17 protein-coding genes and 1 pseudogene are annotated in these 17,263 nt (G+C 68.0%); 14 read left to right on the forward strand and 4 right to left on the reverse strand.

Going from position 1 to position 17,263, the window contains the following annotated elements; translation table 11 throughout:
- Positions 1-712 precede the first annotated feature (712 nt).
- Entirely contained in the window at positions 713-1,735 is a 1,023-nt protein-coding gene (locus tag FZ025_RS15445; RefSeq protein ID WP_104558595.1) for a glucokinase family protein, read from the forward strand.
- A gap of 177 nt (positions 1,736-1,912) precedes the next feature.
- On the opposite strand, the gene FZ025_RS15450 is transcribed toward FZ025_RS15445, so the two are convergent.
- On the reverse strand, positions 1,913-2,644 hold the full coding sequence (locus FZ025_RS15450) for a 16S rRNA (uracil(1498)-N(3))-methyltransferase (protein ID WP_046980923.1): 732 nt from the start codon (positions 2,642-2,644) through the stop codon (positions 1,913-1,915).
- Complete coding sequence (gene bioA, locus FZ025_RS15455; RefSeq protein ID WP_046980924.1) at positions 2,635-4,026, reverse strand: adenosylmethionine--8-amino-7-oxononanoate transaminase; 1,392 nt, start codon at positions 4,024-4,026, stop codon at positions 2,635-2,637. The genes FZ025_RS15450 and bioA overlap by 10 nt, the downstream gene beginning before the upstream one ends.
- Before the next feature lie 74 nt (positions 4,027-4,100).
- Between bioA and nudE the strand changes: the two genes are divergently transcribed.
- From nudE to FZ025_RS15490, 7 genes and pseudogenes are all read left to right on the forward strand, one after another.
- The gene (gene nudE / locus FZ025_RS15460) at positions 4,101-4,655 is read left to right on the forward strand and encodes an ADP compounds hydrolase NudE (RefSeq protein WP_046980926.1); all 555 of its coding nucleotides are present in this window, start codon (positions 4,101-4,103) and stop codon (positions 4,653-4,655) included.
- A complete protein-coding gene (cysQ, locus tag FZ025_RS15465; RefSeq protein ID WP_104558596.1) occupies positions 4,652-5,452 on the forward strand; it encodes a 3'(2'),5'-bisphosphate nucleotidase CysQ in 801 nt (266 codons plus the stop codon). Before nudE ends, cysQ begins: the two co-directional genes overlap by 4 nt.
- A 273-nt stretch (positions 5,453-5,725) precedes the next feature.
- A complete protein-coding gene (gene mazG, locus FZ025_RS15470) occupies positions 5,726-6,505 on the forward strand; it encodes a nucleoside triphosphate pyrophosphohydrolase (protein WP_046979084.1) in 780 nt (259 codons plus the stop codon).
- Entirely contained in the window at positions 6,502-6,825 is a 324-nt protein-coding gene (locus FZ025_RS15475; RefSeq protein WP_046979075.1) for a YnfA family protein, read from the forward strand. The genes mazG and FZ025_RS15475 overlap by 4 nt, the downstream gene beginning before the upstream one ends.
- A pseudogene (locus FZ025_RS22460) lies at positions 6,813-6,989 on the forward strand (Mpo1-like protein); the annotation flags it as partial. The gene FZ025_RS15475 and the pseudogene FZ025_RS22460, both read left to right, overlap by 13 nt.
- 67 nt (positions 6,990-7,056) lie before the next feature.
- Positions 7,057-8,025: an SPFH domain-containing protein gene (locus FZ025_RS15485; protein WP_046979074.1), complete on the forward strand. Its 969-nt coding sequence runs from the start codon at positions 7,057-7,059 to the stop codon at positions 8,023-8,025.
- Between the two features lie 3 nt (positions 8,026-8,028).
- Positions 8,029-8,460, forward strand: coding sequence for an NfeD family protein (locus tag FZ025_RS15490; RefSeq protein ID WP_046979073.1), 432 nt, complete (start codon positions 8,029-8,031; stop codon positions 8,458-8,460).
- A 60-nt stretch (positions 8,461-8,520) separates the two neighbouring features.
- On the opposite strand, the gene pilH is transcribed toward FZ025_RS15490, so the two are convergent.
- Positions 8,521-8,904, reverse strand: coding sequence for a twitching motility response regulator PilH (gene pilH, locus FZ025_RS15495; RefSeq protein WP_046979072.1), 384 nt, complete (start codon positions 8,902-8,904; stop codon positions 8,521-8,523).
- A gap of 85 nt (positions 8,905-8,989) precedes the next feature.
- Positions 8,990-9,994: an acrylyl-CoA reductase family protein gene (locus FZ025_RS15500; RefSeq protein ID WP_046979083.1), complete on the reverse strand. Its 1,005-nt coding sequence runs from the start codon at positions 9,992-9,994 to the stop codon at positions 8,990-8,992.
- Positions 9,995-10,138: 144 nt separating this feature from the next.
- Here FZ025_RS15500 and hflK point away from each other — a divergent pair, with 144 nt between their 5' ends.
- The 6 genes from hflK (at position 10,139) to FZ025_RS15530 (ending at position 17,249) form a co-directional block, all read left to right on the forward strand.
- A complete protein-coding gene (hflK, locus tag FZ025_RS15505; protein ID WP_046979071.1) occupies positions 10,139-11,290 on the forward strand; it encodes an FtsH protease activity modulator HflK in 1,152 nt (383 codons plus the stop codon).
- Entirely contained in the window at positions 11,287-12,150 is an 864-nt protein-coding gene (gene hflC / locus FZ025_RS15510) for a protease modulator HflC (protein WP_046979070.1), read from the forward strand. Before hflK ends, hflC begins: the two co-directional genes overlap by 4 nt.
- A 283-nt stretch (positions 12,151-12,433) precedes the next feature.
- A complete protein-coding gene (locus tag FZ025_RS15515) occupies positions 12,434-12,619 on the forward strand; it encodes a DUF2065 domain-containing protein (protein ID WP_046979069.1) in 186 nt (61 codons plus the stop codon).
- Between the two features lie 262 nt (positions 12,620-12,881).
- Positions 12,882-14,174, forward strand: coding sequence for an adenylosuccinate synthase (locus FZ025_RS15520; RefSeq protein WP_046979068.1), 1,293 nt, complete (start codon positions 12,882-12,884; stop codon positions 14,172-14,174).
- 127 nt (positions 14,175-14,301) lie between these two features.
- The gene (locus tag FZ025_RS15525; RefSeq protein WP_244292386.1) at positions 14,302-16,044 is read left to right on the forward strand and encodes a class I SAM-dependent DNA methyltransferase; all 1,743 of its coding nucleotides are present in this window, start codon (positions 14,302-14,304) and stop codon (positions 16,042-16,044) included.
- Between the two features lie 17 nt (positions 16,045-16,061).
- Positions 16,062-17,249, forward strand: coding sequence for a restriction endonuclease subunit S (locus FZ025_RS15530; RefSeq protein ID WP_158185582.1), 1,188 nt, complete (start codon positions 16,062-16,064; stop codon positions 17,247-17,249).
- Positions 17,250-17,263 lie beyond the last annotated feature (14 nt).

Here is a 17,263-nt window from a genome sequence, read left to right on the forward strand (position 1 = left end):
TTGTTTCCTGTTGGGCGACAACTAAGTCCAGCAAAGCAATGCATGTAGCGGATGCCCGATGCGCGGGCGGGGGAACGACCCCTTCCGTGCACGGCGCGTTTGCAGCCGTTCGCCTGCCGGTGCGGCCGCTGCCGAGGGACCTCCGCGGCGCGTGCCTTGCCAGGGCGGCGGACCGTGCCGAAGCGCGGTCCGGCATCCCTGAACGTGGCATGTCTTGAAGCTGTAAAACTTGCGATGACGCGAGTCTGGAATAGCGTTGACAGCGTTGTCAATACTTACTTCACGATATTTTGACAATTTTCGGCGTGCATGCGACGGCACGGCACGGCGCTGAACCGCCAAGGCCTCAGGACCCATGCGTAGGTGCTTGTCCTGGAACGGAAATACATGCGTGGACAGGGCGTGGAATGCGCTTTCGCGGCGACCGCAGCAGCGGGCTGCAGCCTGCGGCCGCTACGGCCCGCAGCGCAGAATTTGTGCATTGCGGCGAATTCTGCAGGCCACTCGCCCTGGCGGTTTGGCTTGCGTCGGCAATGTCGGTGTCTTGTCGGAATAGGGCGACGAATCCTTCGCGATCGCTTATTGTGGAAGCAGCGACGGGAGAGCCGCAGTTGGGTGAAATTCATCTTGACAACGTTGTCAATATGGTCTGAAACTCGATCGATCAACAGGCCAATCGGCGTGCGCCCTGTCCGGCGCAACGGGAGAAGACGTGTCCGCAAGCAGTACACCAGTTGCAGCGGCGGGGCCGCACGCCGAGCCTTTCATTGCCGCCGATGTCGGCGGCACTCATGTACGTATCGGCCTGGTCTCGCGTGGCGATGCCGGCGGCGACGTGCAGACGGTCACGTTGCTGGACTACCGCAAGTACCGCTGCGCCGACTATCCGGGCCTGACCGAGATCATCGGCGAGTTCCTGTCCGGCGTGCCCGGCCCGGCGCCCACCCGTGGCGTGATCGCCAGCGCCGGCTATGCGCTGGAAGACGGCAGGGTGATCACCACCAATCTGCCGTGGAGCCTGTCGCCGCCGGAGATCCGCGAGCGCCTGGGCCTGCAGGCGCTGCACCTGGTCAACGATTTCGAGGCGGTGGCCTACGCGGCCTCGTCGATGGACGCCAGCGAAGTGCTGCACCTGACCGGCCCGCGCAAGGCGCAGCGCGGACCGGCGCTGGTGATCGGTCCCGGTACCGGACTCGGTGCGGCGGTGTGGATTCCGACCAACGGCGGCGCGGTGGTGCTGGCCACCGAGGCCGGCCACGCGGCCCTGCCGGTCGGCAGCGAGCTGGAGATGGCGATCGCGCAGCGGCTGCTGCGCTCGCGCAGCTATGTGCCGGTGGAGCACCTGCTGTCCGGCCCCGGTCTGTTCAACCTCTATAAGGTGTTGTGCGAACTGCACGATGCCGCGCCGGTGCATGCCGCGCCCAGCGAGGTCACCGCGGCGGCGCTGGGCGGCCACGATCCGCAGGCGCACGCGGCGCTGTCGGCGTTCTGCGGCCTGCTCGGCAGCGTGGTCGGCGACATGGCGCTGCTGTACGGCATCCAGAGCGGCATCTACCTGGCCGGCGGCTTCCTGCCGCAGATCGGCGCGTTCCTGGCCGCCAGCAGCTTCGTCGAGCGCTATTTGAACAAGGGCGCGATGCGGCCGGCACTGGAGCAGATCCCGGTGAGGCTGGTCGAGCACGGCCAGCTCGGCGTGATCGGCGCGGCGAACTGGTTCCTGCAGCAGCAGCGCTGAGCGACGCCGTCGCGCTTGCGCGTCTGCGTGAACAGCGCGCTGTCAACGCGCATCGGGGGCGACGAATCGCTGAGAAAAGTGCTGTTTTGCAGGGGAAATCCGCGATTCGCGCGGTGTCGGCGGCGCCCCCGTCGCGCGCCTGCGGTCATCGATGTCTACACGATTGCGTGCGCCGGTTCACAGGTCGCCGCAGCGCGCCTGCAATGCGGCGATCGCGGCCAGGCCGGCGGTTTCGGTGCGCAGGATGCGCGGTCCCAGGCGCAGGCCGGCGAAGCCGGCGGCGTGCAGCGTGGCGCGGTCGCGCGGCGACCAGCCGCCTTCCGGGCCGATCGCGAGCGTCGTTGCGTTGCCACCGATGTCCAGCGTGCGCAGCCGGTGTTCGCCTTGCGGATCGAGGGTGAGCTTCAGCTGCGCGCCGGCCACGGCAGCGGCGGCGTCGGCCAGCGCCAGCGGTGCGGCCAGGCGCGGCACGTGCGCGCGGCCGGACTGTTCGCAGGCCGCGACGACGACGCTGCGCCAGTGCGCCACGCGCTTGTCGGTGCGCGCCGCATCCAGCTTCACCTCGGTGCGCTCGGCCCACACCGGCACGATCGCGGCCACGCCCAGTTCGGTCGCCTTCTGCAGGATCAGGTCCATCTTCTCGCCGCGCGCCACGCCCTGCAGCAGGGTGATCACCAGCGGCGATTCGTTGTGCGCCGGCCGCACCGCGCCGATCCGCGCGCTGGCACCGCGCTTGCCGGCCTGCAGCAGTTCGGCGTCGTAGTCGCAGCCGTCGCCGTTGAACAGCACGCAGCGGTCGCCCTCGCGCAGTCGCAGCACGCGCAGCAGGTGCCCGGCGACGTCCGCGGGCAACACCACGTCGTCGCCGGCGCGCAGCGGCAGATCGACATGGCAGCGGGTCAGGCGCATGCCACCGCCTCGTCGATCGCGGCCAGGGTGGTCTCGGCGAGCAGAGCCAGCTGCGCATCGTCCACGCAGTACGGCGGCATCCAGTACAGCACGTCGCCCAGCGGGCGCAGCACCACGCCACGCCGCAGCGCGGCGCGGTACGCGCACAGGCCGACCCGCGCGCTGGCTGCAAACGGGGTGCGCTTGTCGCCATTGCGGGTCAGTTCGAACGCGACCACCATCCCGGCCTGGCGCACGTCGGCCACGTGCGGGTGGTCGTTGAACGGCGCCGACAGCGCGCGCATGGTTTCGGCGGTGCCGCGGTTGCGCGCGATCACGTCGTCCTGCCGGAAGATCCGCAGGCAGGCCAGCGCAGCGGCGCAGGCCAGCGGATTGCCGGTGTAGCTGTGCGAATGCAGGAAGGCGCGCTCGCGGCTGTCGTCGAGGAAGGCGTCATACAGGTGTTGCGTGGCCAGCACCGCCGACAGCGGCAGGAAGCCGCCGGTCAGGCCCTTGGACAGGCATAGCAGGTCCGGCATCACCCCGGCCTGCTCGCAGGCGAACAAGGTGCCGGTGCGGCCAAAGCCGGTGGCGATCTCGTCGGCGATCAGGAACGCGCCGTTAGCGTCGCACAGTTCGCGTGCGCGGCGCAGGTAGGCCGGATCGTGCATGCGCATGCCGCCGGCGCATTGCAGGCGCGGCTCCAGGATCACCGCGCAGATCTCGCCGGGATGGCGGTCGAACAGGTCGGCCAGCGCATCGGCGGCGGCATCGGCGCGCTGCCGCGCGCTCTGCCCCGGTGCGGCCAGGTAGGCGTCGGGCGAGGGCGCGAACAGCGCTTCGCACAGCAGCGGCGCGTACACCCGCCGATACAGCGGGATGTCGCCGACCGCCAGCGCGCCGATGGTCTCGCCGTGGTAGCCGTTCTCCAGCGCCACGAAGCGGGTGCGGCGGGTCTCGCCGCGGTTGTGGAAATAGTGGAACGCCATCTTCAGCGCCACTTCGACCCCGGCCGAGCCGTTGTCGGCATAGAACACCTTGGCCAGCGGCGCGCGCCCGTCCTGGCGCGGCGCCAGCGCCAGCAGCTGCTCGGCCAACTCCACCGCCGGGGCGTGGCTGAAGCCGGCCAGCATCACCTGCTCCAGCTCGGTGGCCTGCGCGGCGATGGCCGCGGCGATGCGCGGCTCGCTGTGGCCGAACAGATTGGTCCACCAGCTGCTCACCGCATCCAGGTAGCGGTTGCCCTCGTGATCGATCAGCCAGGCGCCTTCGCCGCGGGCGATCGGCAGCAGCGGCAGGGTGTCCGGATGCTCGCGCATCTGCGTGCACGGGTGCCACAACACGGCCAGGTCGCGTTGCCGCCAGGCGGCGGCAGTCTGTGATGCGGTCAGGTCTGTTAGCATTTCGCGCTCATGAACAGGTTCTTCGCTCCGTGCATTCTATCGGCCGACGCCGCAACGCGCCGCGGGGTGCCGGCGTGAGCCGTCCGTTGCCGATCATCCACGCCTTGCGCGAGCGCGGCGAGTCGGCCATGGAGCGCAAGGTCGAGGAGCTGGACCTGGAGTTCAGCAACGGCGAACGGCGCGTGTACCACCGGCTCAAGTCCCCCGGCCACGGCGCGGTGGTGGTGGTGCCGATGCTGGACGCGCAGACCGTGCTGCTGGTGCGCGAGTACGCCGCCGGCGTGCACCGCTACGAGCTGGGCCTGGTCAAGGGCCGGATCGACGCGGGCGAGACGCCGCTGCAGGCGGCCGACCGCGAACTCAAGGAAGAGGCCGGCTACGGCGCGCGGCAGCTGCAGGTGCTGCGCGCGATGACCCTGGCGCCCACCTATATGAGCCACCAGTCGTGGCTGGTGCTGGCGCAAGACCTCTATCCCGAAAAACTGGCCGGCGACGAGCCGGAGGAACTGGAAGTGGTGCCCTGGAAACTGGCTGAACTGGATCAATTGATGTTGCGTGAGGATTTTTCAGAAGGGCGTTCGCTGGCGGCGCTGTTCATCGCCCGCGAGTGGCTGGGTCGTGCCGGATGATCCGCATCACCGCAGACCTGCGCGAAACCGTCATCGCCATCGCCATCGACGCCGCCGCGGCGATCATGGCGGTCTACGCCACCGGCTTCGAGGTCGAGCACAAGGCCGACGCCAGCCCGCTGACCCAGGCCGACCTGGCCGCGCACCGGATCATCGTCGAGGGCCTGGAGCGGCTGACCCCGGACCTGCCGGTGCTGTCCGAGGAGGCGGCGCAGATCCCGTGGGACGTGCGCGAGCACTGGACCAGCTACTGGCTGGTGGACCCGCTCGACGGCACCCGCGAGTTCGTCAAGCGCAACGGCGAGTTCAGCGTCAATATCGCGCTGATCCACCAGGGCGCGCCGGTGTTCGGCGTGGTCCAGGCGCCGGTCGATGGCCGCCTCTGGCACGCGGTGCGCGGCGAACAGGCGTACCGCCGCGACGGTTTCCGCGACACCGCGCTGAACACGCGCAGGCCGGCCAGCGCGCCGCTGCGGGTGGCGGCCAGCCGCTCGCACCGCGATCCGCGCACCGACGCGCTGCTGCTGCGCATGGGCGAGACCGAGGTGGTCGCACAGGGCTCGTCGCTGAAGTTCTGCCGCATCGCCGACGGCGAGCTGGACGTGTACCCGCGCTTCGGCCCGACCTCCGAATGGGATACCGCGGCCGGCCAGTGCGTGCTGCAGGCCGCCGGCGGCACGCTGCTCGCCGCCGCTACCGGCAAGCCGTTCCGCTACAACCGGCGCGCATCGCTGCTCAACGGCGATTTCATCGCGCTGGGCGACCCGGCGCTGCCGTGGCGGACCTGGCTGGGCTGAGCGGACGCCGCCGCCGGCATCGGCGGAGGTCTGCAAGGCGGCGTCGCGGCTGACGCCGCCGCAATGCGCGCCCTCGGCCGCCAGGCGCGATGACGGCGTTGCCGCCATGCGCCGCAGGCCGTTCGCATGCGCCGCGTCGCCGCTCGCCATGCCGCCGGCCGCTCATCGTGCGCGCAGCTCTGCCAAACTAACCGGCAGGCGGCGCCGTTGCCGTCGCATCGGAACCCGCACGTGACCGCAGCCCGCGACGACCTTCCCGCCCTGCTCGAGATCATGGCGCGCCTGCGCGATCGCGAGCACGGCTGCCCCTGGGACCTGGAGCAGGATTTCGCCAGCATCGCCGCGTACACCATCGAAGAGGCGTACGAGGTGGCCGACGCGATCGACCGCAACGACCTGGGCGAACTGAAGGACGAGCTCGGCGACCTGCTGCTGCAGGTGGTGTTCCATGCGCAGATGGCGCGCGAGCAGGGCGCCTTCGGCTTCGACGACGTGGTCGCGGCGATCTGCGACAAGATGCGGCGCCGGCATCCGCACGTGTTCGGCGACAGCCAGGTCGCCGACGCCGGGCAGCAGACCCTGAACTGGGAACAGATCAAGCGCAGCGAGCGCGCCGCGGCCGGCAAGACCGACCGTTCGGCGCTGGCCGGGATCGCGCGCGGCCTGCCGGAATGGCAGCGCGCGGTGAAGCTGCAGGCGCGCGCGGCGCGGGTCGGCTTCGACTGGCCGCAGCCGGCACCGGTGCTGGACAAGCTGCAGGAGGAACTGGAGGAGGTGCGTGCGGAGTTCGCGCGCGGCGCGGTGCAGGACAACCAGGCGCGGCTGCAGGACGAGATCGGCGACCTGCTGTTCGTCTGCGCCAACCTCGCGCGCCACGCCCAGGTCGATGTCGGTGCCGCGCTGCGCCATGCCAACCACAAGTTCGAACGCCGCTTCCGCGCGATGGAGCAGCTGGCACAGCGCGACGGCGGCGCGCTGGACGGCTTGTCGCTGCAGCAGCAGGAAGCCTACTGGCAGCGCGCCAAGCGCCAGGAACGCGACGCGGCGCAGTGAAGACGCTGCTGCTGTTCGCGCTGACCGCGCTGGCCGAGATCGTCGGCTGCTACCTGCCGTACCTGTGGCTGCGCGAGCAGCGCAGCGCGTGGCTGTTGCTGCCGGCGGCGGCCAGCCTGGCCGCCTTCGTGTGGTTGCTGAGTCTGCATCCGGAGGCCAGCGGCCGCGTCTACGCCGCGTACGGCGGCGTCTACATCGCGGTGGCGCTGCTGTGGCTGTGGGCGCTGCAATCGATCCGACCCACGCGCTGGGACCTGCTCGGCGCCGGCCTGTGCCTGCTCGGCATGGCGGTGATCATGTTCGCGCCGCGGCAGGCCTGAGCGGCGGGCTGTGGGCAGCGCCGCGGTGCGGCTACGGTTGCGCCTGGGCCGGGCATGTCTTCTTCGAGAAGAACCACCCGGCGACCTTCCGCCATCCGCTGTATTCGTTCGCCGGCGACTGGGTCATGTTCAAGCACATGCTGCTCGGGCGTCTCCGCTGGTAGCGCTGGCGGCCTGCCGGCGCTCGCTATACTCGCGGTGTCTTCGTCCCTTGGTTAATGGAGCAACCTGATGCCGTCCACCTATTTCCTCGCCCTGGTGATCCTGGTCGCGGGCGTGATCGTGCTGTTCAAGACCGTGCGCATGGTGCCGCAGGGATTCCAGTGGACGGTGGAGCGCTTCGGCCGCTACACCCATAGCTTGTCGCCCGGCCTGCACTTCCTGATTCCGGTGGTCTATGGCGTGGGCCGCAAGGTCAACATGATGGAGCAGGTGCTGGACGTGCCCAGCCAGGACGTGATCACCAAGGACAACGCGGTGGTGCGGGTGGACGGGGTGGTGTTCTTCCAGGTGCTGGACGCGGCCAAGGCGGCCTATGAAGTGTCGAACCTGGAGATCGCCACGATCGCGCTGGTGCAGACCAACATCCGCACCGTGATCGGCTCGATGGACCTGGACGAATCGCTGAGCCAGCGCGAGACCATCAACGCGCAGCTGCTCAGCGTGGTCGACCATGCGACCAATCCGTGGGGCATCAAGGTCACCCGCATCGAGATCCGCGACATCCAGCCGCCGCGCGACCTGATCGATTCGATGGCGCGGCAGATGAAGGCCGAGCGCGAGAAGCGCGCGCAGATCCTCGAGGCGGAGGGCTCGCGGCAGTCGGAAATCCTGCGCGCCGAGGGCGAGAAGCAGGCCGCGGTGCTGGAGGCCGAAGGCCGCAAGGAAGCCGCATTCCGCGACGCCGAGGCGCGCGAGCGCCTGGCCGAGGCCGAAGCGCGCGCCACCGCGATGGTGTCCAAGGCGATCGCCGAGGGCGACGTGCAGGCGATCAACTACTTCATCGCGCAGAAGTACGTGGAGGCGTTCAAGGAACTGGCCACCGCGCCGAACCAGAAGTTCGTGCTGATGCCGATGGAGTCCAGCGGCATCATCGGTTCGATCGCCGGCATCGGCGAACTGGCGCGCGAGGCGCTGGGCAAGCAGCAGTCCGCGCCGCCGGCGGTGCCGCGCGGCATGCCGCCGCGCAGTGGAGCCTGAACCATGCGCGCCGAGGTGGTGGCGTGGGGCGCGCTGACCTTGCTGCTGTTCGCGGCCGAGGCGTTGGCGCCGGGCGCGTTCATGCTGTGGATGGGCTTCGCCGCCGCGGCGGTGTTCGTGGCCGTGCTGGTGCTGCCGGATCTGTCGCTGCTGCTGCAGATCGGCGCCTTCGTGGTGCTCAGCTTCGTCTCGATCCAGGTCTACCGCACCTGGTTCCGCGGCCGCGACCAGGTCAGCGACCGGCCGCTGCTGAACCGCCGCGCCGAGCAGTTGATCGGCCGGGTGGTGATCCTGGACCAGCCGATCCAGGCCGGCCGCGGCCGCGCCAAGGTCGATGACGCGTTCTGGGTGGTCGGCGGCCCCGACCTGCCCGCCGGCAGCGCGGTGCGCATCGTCGGGGTCGATGGCATGACGCTGCTGGTGCAGGCGCAGTGAGGTCGGGATTCGGGACTCGGGATTCGGGACGGCAGGATGGGGTCCCGAGTCCCGCCCCCCTCAGCCCTTCGGCGCATCCTCGCCACTGAACACCCGCTCGATCACCTCGGACAGTTCGTCCTCGGAGAACGGCTTGGTGATGTAGGCGCGGGCGCCCTGGCGCATGCCCCACATGCGGTCGGTGTCCTGGTCCTTGGTGGTGACCAGGATCACCGGGATGTTCTGCGTGCTCGGCTCGCGGCGCAGCGTGCGGGTGGCCTGGAAACCGTTGAGGTTGGGCATCACCACGTCCATCAGCACCAGGTCCGGCAGCGCCGCCTTGGCCGCTTCCACGCCGGCCGCGCCGTCGGTGGCGGTGAGCGTTTCGTGGCCCAGCTTCTCGACGATGCGCTGGATGCCCAGCAACTGCGACGGCGAGTCGTCGACGATCAGGATGCGTGCCATGTATTCCCCCCACCTTGGAGACACGAGTGTAGTGGCAGCGGCGCGCAGCCGGAAAGCGCTGCGCATCACAAACCCCCGGGCGCGTCTACGCGGCCGGATCCAGCCGCACCACGGTGCGCCCGAACGACTGCCCGGCGAGCATCGTCGCGAACACCTCGGGCAGGCCGGACAGGTCCACCTCGCGGGTGCAGATCGCGTCCAGGTGGCGCGGTTTCCAGTCGCTGCCCAGGTGCTGCCAGATGCGGTCGCGCAGGTCGCGCGCGGTGCCGGCCGAGCCGATCCCCAGCAGCGACACCCCGCGCAGGATGAACGGCATCACCGTCATGTCCAGCCCAGGGGTCGCCGCCAGCCCGGCACTGGCGACGTTGCCGTACGCGGCCGTCTGCGCCAGCAGGCTGGTCAGCATCGCCCCGCCGACATTGTCCAGGCCGCCGCCGAAGCGCACCGACTCCAGCGGGCGCTTGCTCTGCAGCGCCTCGCGGCCCAGCACCTGGCTGGCGCCCAGCGCCTTCAGGTGCGCGGCGCGGTCGGCCTTGCCGCTGACCGCATGCACCTCGAAGCCGGCGCGGCTGAAGAGGTCGATCGCCAGCGAGCCGACCCCGCCGGTGGCGCCGGTCACGCACAGCGGGCCGTGCGCCGGGGTCTGCCGGTTGTCGAGCAGGCGCAGCAGCGCCAGCGCCGCGGTGAAGCCGGCGGTGCCCAGCACCATGCTCTCGCGCAGGCTCAGCCCGGCCGGCAGCGGCACCACCCACTTGGCCTCCAGCCGCGCGTAGTGGCTGTAGCCGCCGTCGCGGGTCTCGCTGAGGCCGCAGCCGGTGACCAGCACCGCATCGCCCTCCTTGAACCCCGGATCGTTGGAGGCGACCACATGCCCGGCCACGTCGATGCCACCGACCAGCGGGAAGCGGCGCAGGATCTTGCCCTGGCCGGTGCCGGCCAGCGCGTCCTTGAAGTTCACCGACGACCAGGCGCCGCGGATCACCACGTCGCCGGGACTGAGCTGGTCCAGTCCCACCGGTTCGACCGCGGCGCGGTAGCCGGCATCGTCCTGGTGGATGCGGAAGGCGGGGAAGCTGGCGGGGAGCGACATGGCGAACACCTTGGTCGGCACGTAAGGAATGCACCAAGATAGCCCTTTCGAAACGTCGGATCTGCCCCATCTTGTAGAATCGGCGACTCACTTACGGTGACCGGCGCGGACCGACGCGCCGCCACCTATCTTCTTGGAGCATGCATGGCCTGGAATACACCCGGCGGCAAGGGCGGAGATGGCCCGGACAATAACGGGCGCAGTCCCTGGAAGCCTCGTGGCGGCAATGGTGGCGGCAAGTGGGGCGGGCTGCCCGGTCCCGTCAAGGACTTGTTCGGCGGCGATGGCGGCAACATCGGCCGCTGGGTACTGGCCGCGGCGGTGCTGTTGCTGCTGTTCAGTTGCTTCCAGCTGATCGGCGAGCAGCAGCGCGGTGTGGTGCTGCGCTTCGGCCAGTTCTCGCGGATCCTGCAGCCGGGCCCGAGCTTCAAGCTGCCGTGGCCGATCGAATCGGTGCGCAAGGTCAACGCCACCGAGATCAAGACCTTCAGCAACCAGGTGCCGGTGCTGACCCGCGACGAGAACATCGTCAGCGTCTCGCTCAACGTGCAGTACCGCATCGACGACCCGCGCATGTACGTGTTCGGCTCGCGCAATGCCGACCAGGTGCTGGAGCAGGCCGCGCAGAGCGCGGTGCGCGAACAGGTCGGCCGCGCCGACCTCAACGTGGTGCTGAACAACCGCGGGCCGATGGCCACCGCCGCGCGCGACCGCCTGCAGGCCGCGCTCAGCGCCTACCGCACCGGCCTGATCGTGACCGGGCTGACCCTGCCCGACGCGCGTCCGCCGGAAGAAGTGAAGCCGGCCTTCGACGAGGTCAACGGCGCGCAGCAGGTCAAGGAGCGGCTGATCAACGAGGCCCAGGCCTATGCCGCCAAGATGGTGCCGGAAGCGCGCGGCCAGGCCGCGCGCACCCGCACCGTTGCCGAAGGCTACAAGGAAGCGTCGATCGCCCGTGCGCAAGGCGATGCCGAGCGCTTCAGCCTGCTGCAGCAGCAGTATCAGAACGCGCCGGAGGTCACCCGCAAGCGGCTGTGGCTGGAAACGGTGCAGAAGGTGCTGTCGGAGAACCGCAAGGTCATCGGCGGCGACGGCCGCCAGCTGATCTACGTGCCGATGCCGGCCGATGGCGGCAAGAGCGGCGCCAGCGCCGCGCCGCCGGCGTCCAGCAGCGGCGGCGTGCCGACGCTGCCGCAGGATGTGCTGATGCCGTCGCTGTCCAGCAGCCCGGCCGAGAGTATCCGCAGTCCGGAGCGCACACCGCGCCCGAACGGCCGTGAGGAGGTGCAGCCATGAGAATTTCCCTGTGGGCGGGCGTTGCCGTCGTGGCGCTGTTCGCGCTGCTCGGCTCGGTGTTCGTGGTGCGCGAAGACCAGACCGCGATGGTGCTGAACCTGGGCCGCGTGGCCCGCGCCGACCTCAAGCCGGGCCTGCACTTCAAGCTGCCGCTGGTGGAGTCCACGCGCGTGTTCGATCGCCGCTTCCAGGTGCTGGACACGCCGCCGGCGCGCTACTTCACCGCCGAGCAGAAGGACGTCAGCGTCGACTTCTTCGCCATCGGCTACATCTCCGACGTGCGCGCCTTCTACCGCGCCACCGGCGGCGACGAGAAGGTGGCCAACGCGCGCCTGGCGCCGATCATCATCGATTCGCTGCGCAACCAGATCAACGCGCGCACCTTGCAGCAGCTGGTGTCCGGCGACCGCAGCGAGCTGATCGCACAGCAGTTGAACGCGATCAACGCCGCCGGCAAGACCCTGGGCATGCAGATCACCGACCTGCGCATCAAGCAGATCGACCTGCCGACCGACAGCCAGGTGATCACCGACGTGTACGAGCGCATGCGCGCGCAGCGCAAGCAGGAAGCCAGCAAGCTGCGCGCCGAGGGCGAGGAGCAGGCGCTGACCATCCGTGCCCAGGCCGACCGCGAGAGCACCGTGCTGGTTGCCGAGGCCGAGCGCGATGCGCAGAAGCTGCGCGGCGAAGGCGATGCGCAGGCCGCCAGCATCTACGGCAAGGCCGGCTCCGCCGACCCGTCGTTCTATGCGTTCTACCGCAGCCTGGAGGCCTACCGCGGCGCAATGGCCGACGGCAACGCGGTGATCGTGCTGGACAAGAACGATCCGTTCCTGCAGTACCTCAAGAGCGAGCGCTGAGGGTCCGGGATTGGTAATTCGGGATTTGGGATTCGTAAAAGCAGGTCACGGTCCCTGGCGGTGTGATGATTTGCTATGCGCATGCCGGCCTGGAGCAGGCGCGACTCGTGTAGTCCCAGCCTGCGGACTGTTGTGGGAGCGACTTCAGTCGCGACGGGCCTGACCGGTGAAGCCCGTCGCGACTGAAGTCGCTCCCACAAGTTTTTGGTTGCCTGTAGACATGGAAGAAAGCCGCTTCAGCCCTGCCGCGCCGCGGCCATCCGCCCCTTGCCCGAGACTCCCCATGCACGATCTGATCGCCGCGGTGTGTCTGATGATCGTCTTCGAGGGCCTGGTCCTGCTGGTGGCGCCGGAGGCGTGGAAGCGGCTGGTGCAGCAGATGCTGGCCATGCCGGCCGCGCAGTTGCGGATCGCCGGCGGCATGGCCCTGGCGGTGGGGCTGCTGGCCCTGTGGTGGGTCCGCGCCTGAGTCGCGGCCGGTTGCTCCGGGCCGGCGCCGCTGAACGCGGCGACCGAGGGGGTGGTGAGCGTCACCCAAAACCCGGAGAATGCACAAAAGCCGGCCGGGCCCGCTCCACACGAGCGCCTCGACCGGCTTTTCCGTGTAGGGGCCTGCCGCCGCCTGGACGCTCCCCGATGGAGCGGCCGTACCGGCGCCGGCAAGACCCGTGCATGGCCACCACATCCGTGCGGCCCCGATGGCCGCGCAGCAAACCAGGAGTTACCCAACCATGGGTCAGTCAGTTGTCGTGCTCGGCGCCCAGTGGGGCGATGAAGGCAAAGGCAAGATCGTGGATCTGCTCACCGAGGAAATCGGCGCCGTCGTGCGCTTCCAGGGCGGCCACAACGCCGGCCACACCCTCGTCATCAACGGCAAGAAGACCGTGCTGCACCTGATCCCGTCCGGCATCCTGCGCGAAGACGCGCTGTGCCTGATCGGCAACGGCGTGGTGATCTCCCCGGCCGCCTTGATCAAGGAAATCAGCGAGCTGGAGGAAGCCGGCGTGGAAGTGCGTTCGCGCCTGAAGATCTCCCCGGCCGCGCCGCTGATCATGCCGTACCACATCGCCCTGGATCAGGCCCGCGAGAAGGCCGCCGGCGGCAAGGCCATCGGCACCACCGGCCGCGGCATCGGCCCGGCGTACGAAGACAAGGTGGCGCGCCGCGGCATCCGCATCGCCGACCTGCACTACCCGCCGCAGCTGGAAGAACTGCTGCGCACCGCGCTGGACTACCACAACTTCGTGCTGACCAGGTACCTGGGCGTGGACGCGGTCGATTTCCAGAAGACCTTCGACGAAGCCCTGGCCTTCGGCGACTACGTGCAGCCGATGAAGTACGACGTGGCCGGCATCCTCCACGAGCTGCGCAAGCAGGGCAAGCGCGTGCTGTTCGAAGGCGCGCAGGGCGCGTTGCTCGACATCGACCACGGCACCTACCCGTACGTCACCAGTTCCAACACCACCGTCGGCGGCGCGCTGGCCGGCACCGGCGTCGGCGCCGATGCGATCGACTACGTGCTGGGCATCGCCAAGGCCTATGCCACCCGCGTCGGCGGCGGCCCGTTCCCGACCGAACTGGACGACGACGTCGGCCAGGGCATCCGCGACCGCGGCGCCGAGTACGGCGCCTCCACCGGTCGCCCGCGCCGCTGCGGCTGGATGGACATAGTCGCGCTCAAGCGCGCCGTGGCCATCAACGGCATCTCCGGCCTGTGCATCACCAAGCTCGACGTGCTCGACGGCATGGAGAAGCTGAAGATCTGCATCGCCTATGAATACCGCGGCAAGCGCACCGAATACGCGCCGCTGGACGCGCAGGGCTGGGAAGAGTGCACCCCGGTGTACCTGGAGTTCCCCGGCTGGACCGAGAACACCCACGGCATCACCGTGTGGGACGAACTGCCGCCCGCCGCCCGCGCCTACCTGCGCGCGCTGGAGGAACTGGCCGGTTGCCCGATCTCCATCGTCTCCACCGGCCCGGACCGCGACCACACGATGGTGTTGCAGGATCCGTTCGCGTGAGTTGAGCGCAGGTCGTAAAAAGCCCCGCACTGCGGGGCTTTTTCGTTGAGTCGCCTGGAGCTGGCGGCTAAAGTTCTGATTAAAAAAGACATCGTCGGATGCACCGTTACAAGGTTGAACCGGAAGCATGACACTCGAATCACAGGCAAGACGTTTCATCGAAACCCTCACCTCTCTGGAGGGGAAGGCCGGCAATCAGCGTCTTCTGAGCGAACTCGGCTGGGCGGACAGCACCTACCAGCGGGTCAAGGGGCATTTGATCGAAGAAGGCAGGATCGTCCCCGGTCGCGGCCGTGGCGGGTCCGTGGCGCTGGCCGAAGGCAGCCCTGCAGCCGGTAACGGCAAAGCGGGATCCCGCACCGTGGCGACGACGCGTGCAAAGACGCCCAGGAGTGGCAACGGCCGCAACGGCGACAGCGGTACCTATGGTCAGGCCTTCAATGCCATCGACAAGGCCATGCGCAATGACGAGGGGCTGGCATCCGAACTGGACTACGCCGAGCAGACTTCGTGGCTGCTGTTCCTGAAGTACCTGGATGACATGGAACACGAGTGGGCCGATGTAGCCCTGCTCAAGGGCAAGGCCTACGATGCCATCCTGGCCAAGCCCTATCGCTGGCAGGACTGGGCCGCGCCGAAGACGCAGGACGGCAAGCCCGACCCCAACGCGCGCATCGGCAGCGATCTGATCGAGTTCGTCAACGGCAAGCTCGTCCCGCACCTCAAATCGTTCAAGGACAGCACCGTCCTGGCCGACAGCCTGCAGTACAAGATCGGCGAGATCTTCTCGGAAGTGTCCAACCGCTTCCGTTCCGGCTACACCCTGCGCGACGTGCTGCAGATCGTGGACACGCTGAGCTTCGGCAGTTCGGAGGCCAAGCACGAGCTGTCCGACCTGTACGAAACCCGCATCAAGCGCATGGGCAACGCAGGCCGCAACGGCGGCGAGTACTACACCCCGCGTCCGCTGATCCGCGCCATGATCCAGGTGGTGCAGCCGCAGATCGGCGAGACCATCTACGACGGCGCCTGCGGCAGCGCGGGCTTCCTGTGCGAAGCCTGGGAGCACCTGCGCCGCGACGACCTGTCCGCCAAGGACTGGGGTACCCTGCAGCGCCGCACCTTCTACGGGCAGGAGAAGAAGTCGCTGGCCTACGTGCTGGGCGTGATGAACATGATCCTGCACGGCATCGACGCGCCCAACATCCGTCACTACAACACGCTGTCCGACAACGTCATGGATATCCAGCAGAAGGATCGCCACGACATCGTGCTGGCCAATCCACCGTTCGGTGGCGGCGAGCGCAAGGAAGTGCAGCAGAACTTCCCGATCCGCTCGTCCGAGACGGCCTATCTGTTCCTGCAGCACTTCATCCGCAAGCTGAAGGCGGGCGGCCGTGGCGCGGTGGTGATCAAGAACACTTTCCTCAGCAATACCGACAACGCCAGTATCGAACTGCGCCGCGAGCTGCTGGCCAGCTGCAACCTGCACACCGTGCTGGACTGCCCGTCCGGCACCTTCCAGGGCGCGGGCGTGAAAACCGTGGTGCTGTTCTTCGACAAGGGTGCCCCCACGCGTAGCATCTGGTACTACCGGCTCGACCCCGGCCGCTCAATGGGCAAGACCACGCCGCTGAACGATGCGGATCTTGTCGAGTTCGTGGCACTGCAGAAGACCAAGGCAGGCAGCGAGAAGAGCTGGACGGTCGATGTGGCCGATGTGGATGCCACCACCTGCGACCTGTCGGTCAAGAACCCTCACGCACCGGAGGCCGCGCCGCAGCGCAGCCCGCAGCAGATCATCGACGACATGCTGGCGCGGGATGCGGAGACGGCGAAGTTGCTGGCGCAGGTGAGGGGAATGTTGTGAGGGAGGCCTGGAGCAAAGTGGCGATTGCCGACATCGCTGATGTTGCGCGAGGCGGATCGCCTCGGCCAATCAGCAGATTCATTACTCATGAATCAGATGGGGTCAACTGGATCAAGATTAGCGACACGGAGAAGGGCGGGCGCTATATCGGCTCCACCGCGGAGAAGATTCGGCGCGACGGAGTTAGACATTCGCGTTGGGTAGATGAAGGCGACTTCCTTCTTTCCAATTCAATGAGCTTTGGGCGCCCTTACATTCTTCGGATTTCCGGCTGCATTCACGATGGATGGCTTGTCCTGAAGCCAGATTACGAACGAGTCGATCAAGGCTACCTCTACTACGTACTTAGTAGCCCTGAAGCTTTTGCACAGTTCGATCGTCGGGCTGCGGGATCCACGGTTCGAAACTTGAATATCGATCTCGTATCAGCGGTGATGATTCCGCTACCGCCACTGGACGAGCAGAAGCGCATCGTCGCAGTGCTGGATAAGGCCTTCGCCGCCCTCGACCGCGCCCGCGCAAATTCCGAAGAGAGTCTCCAAGCTGCTGAAGGTCTTCTTCGACGCGCCTTGGGCGACGAATTCGAAGCGATCGCCAGTCAATCAAGCTCGCTTGCCCTGCAGGATGTAGTGCATCCGGATTGCGGCCTGTCTTATGGAATCGTCCAGCCGGGAGACGAGGTAAGTGATGGGCTACCAATCGTGCGTCCCGTTGATTTGACGCAGCGAGAAGTGGGCCTTGCCGGCTTGAAACGAATTGACCTACGCGCTGCACGCGGTTATGCACGAACGACGCTGCAGGGCGGAGAGCTTCTACTCTGCGTAAGGGGCAGCACCGGTGCCATTTCGGTTGCTGCAGACGAACTGGCTGGTGCCAACGTCACGCGCGGCATCGTTCCCATCCGGTTCGATCCGACTCGGGTCTTACGTGATTTCGCGTACTTCCAATTTTGCTTTGGCGCCATCCGAAGTGAGATTGCTGAGAAGACGTATGGAGCCGCGCTTATGCAGATCAACATCAAGGATCTGCGGAACCTTCGCTTCGTCGTGCCTGACATTGCCGTGCAGCGTGAAGTCATTGCGAGGTCGGAAGCGCTGCTCAACTCGGCTACAGCGCTACGCACCTCTTACAAAGCGCAGATCGCGGATATCGCCGCCCTGCGAGAATCCTTGCTTGAAGCCGCTTTCTCCGGCCAGCTGAGCTGACCCTGCTCGGTCGG

It is taken from the genome of Xanthomonas hyacinthi, from assembly GCF_009769165.1.
GTDB lineage: Bacteria > Pseudomonadota > Gammaproteobacteria > Xanthomonadales > Xanthomonadaceae > Xanthomonas_A > Xanthomonas_A hyacinthi.

Coding starts and splice junctions, on each gene's coding strand:
- FZ025_RS15515 (WP_046979069.1), top strand. CDS start 12,434: ATGCACGATCTGATCGCCGCGGTGTGTCTGATGATCGTCTTCGAGGGC.
- FZ025_RS15500 (WP_046979083.1), bottom strand. CDS start 9,994: ATGTCGCTCCCCGCCAGCTTCCCCGCCTTCCGCATCCACCAGGACGAT.
- FZ025_RS15485 (WP_046979074.1), top strand. CDS start 7,057: ATGCCGTCCACCTATTTCCTCGCCCTGGTGATCCTGGTCGCGGGCGTG.
- hflK (WP_046979071.1), top strand. CDS start 10,139: ATGGCCTGGAATACACCCGGCGGCAAGGGCGGAGATGGCCCGGACAAT.
- FZ025_RS15525 (WP_244292386.1), top strand. CDS start 14,302: ATGACACTCGAATCACAGGCAAGACGTTTCATCGAAACCCTCACCTCT.
- FZ025_RS15520 (WP_046979068.1), top strand. CDS start 12,882: ATGGGTCAGTCAGTTGTCGTGCTCGGCGCCCAGTGGGGCGATGAAGGC.
- FZ025_RS15490 (WP_046979073.1), top strand. CDS start 8,029: ATGCGCGCCGAGGTGGTGGCGTGGGGCGCGCTGACCTTGCTGCTGTTC.
- bioA (WP_046980924.1), bottom strand. CDS start 4,026: ATGCTAACAGACCTGACCGCATCACAGACTGCCGCCGCCTGGCGGCAA.
- cysQ (WP_104558596.1), top strand. CDS start 4,652: ATGATCCGCATCACCGCAGACCTGCGCGAAACCGTCATCGCCATCGCC.
- hflC (WP_046979070.1), top strand. CDS start 11,287: ATGAGAATTTCCCTGTGGGCGGGCGTTGCCGTCGTGGCGCTGTTCGCG.
- FZ025_RS15450 (WP_046980923.1), bottom strand. CDS start 2,644: ATGCGCCTGACCCGCTGCCATGTCGATCTGCCGCTGCGCGCCGGCGAC.
- mazG (WP_046979084.1), top strand. CDS start 5,726: ATGGCGCGCCTGCGCGATCGCGAGCACGGCTGCCCCTGGGACCTGGAG.
- pilH (WP_046979072.1), bottom strand. CDS start 8,904: ATGGCACGCATCCTGATCGTCGACGACTCGCCGTCGCAGTTGCTGGGC.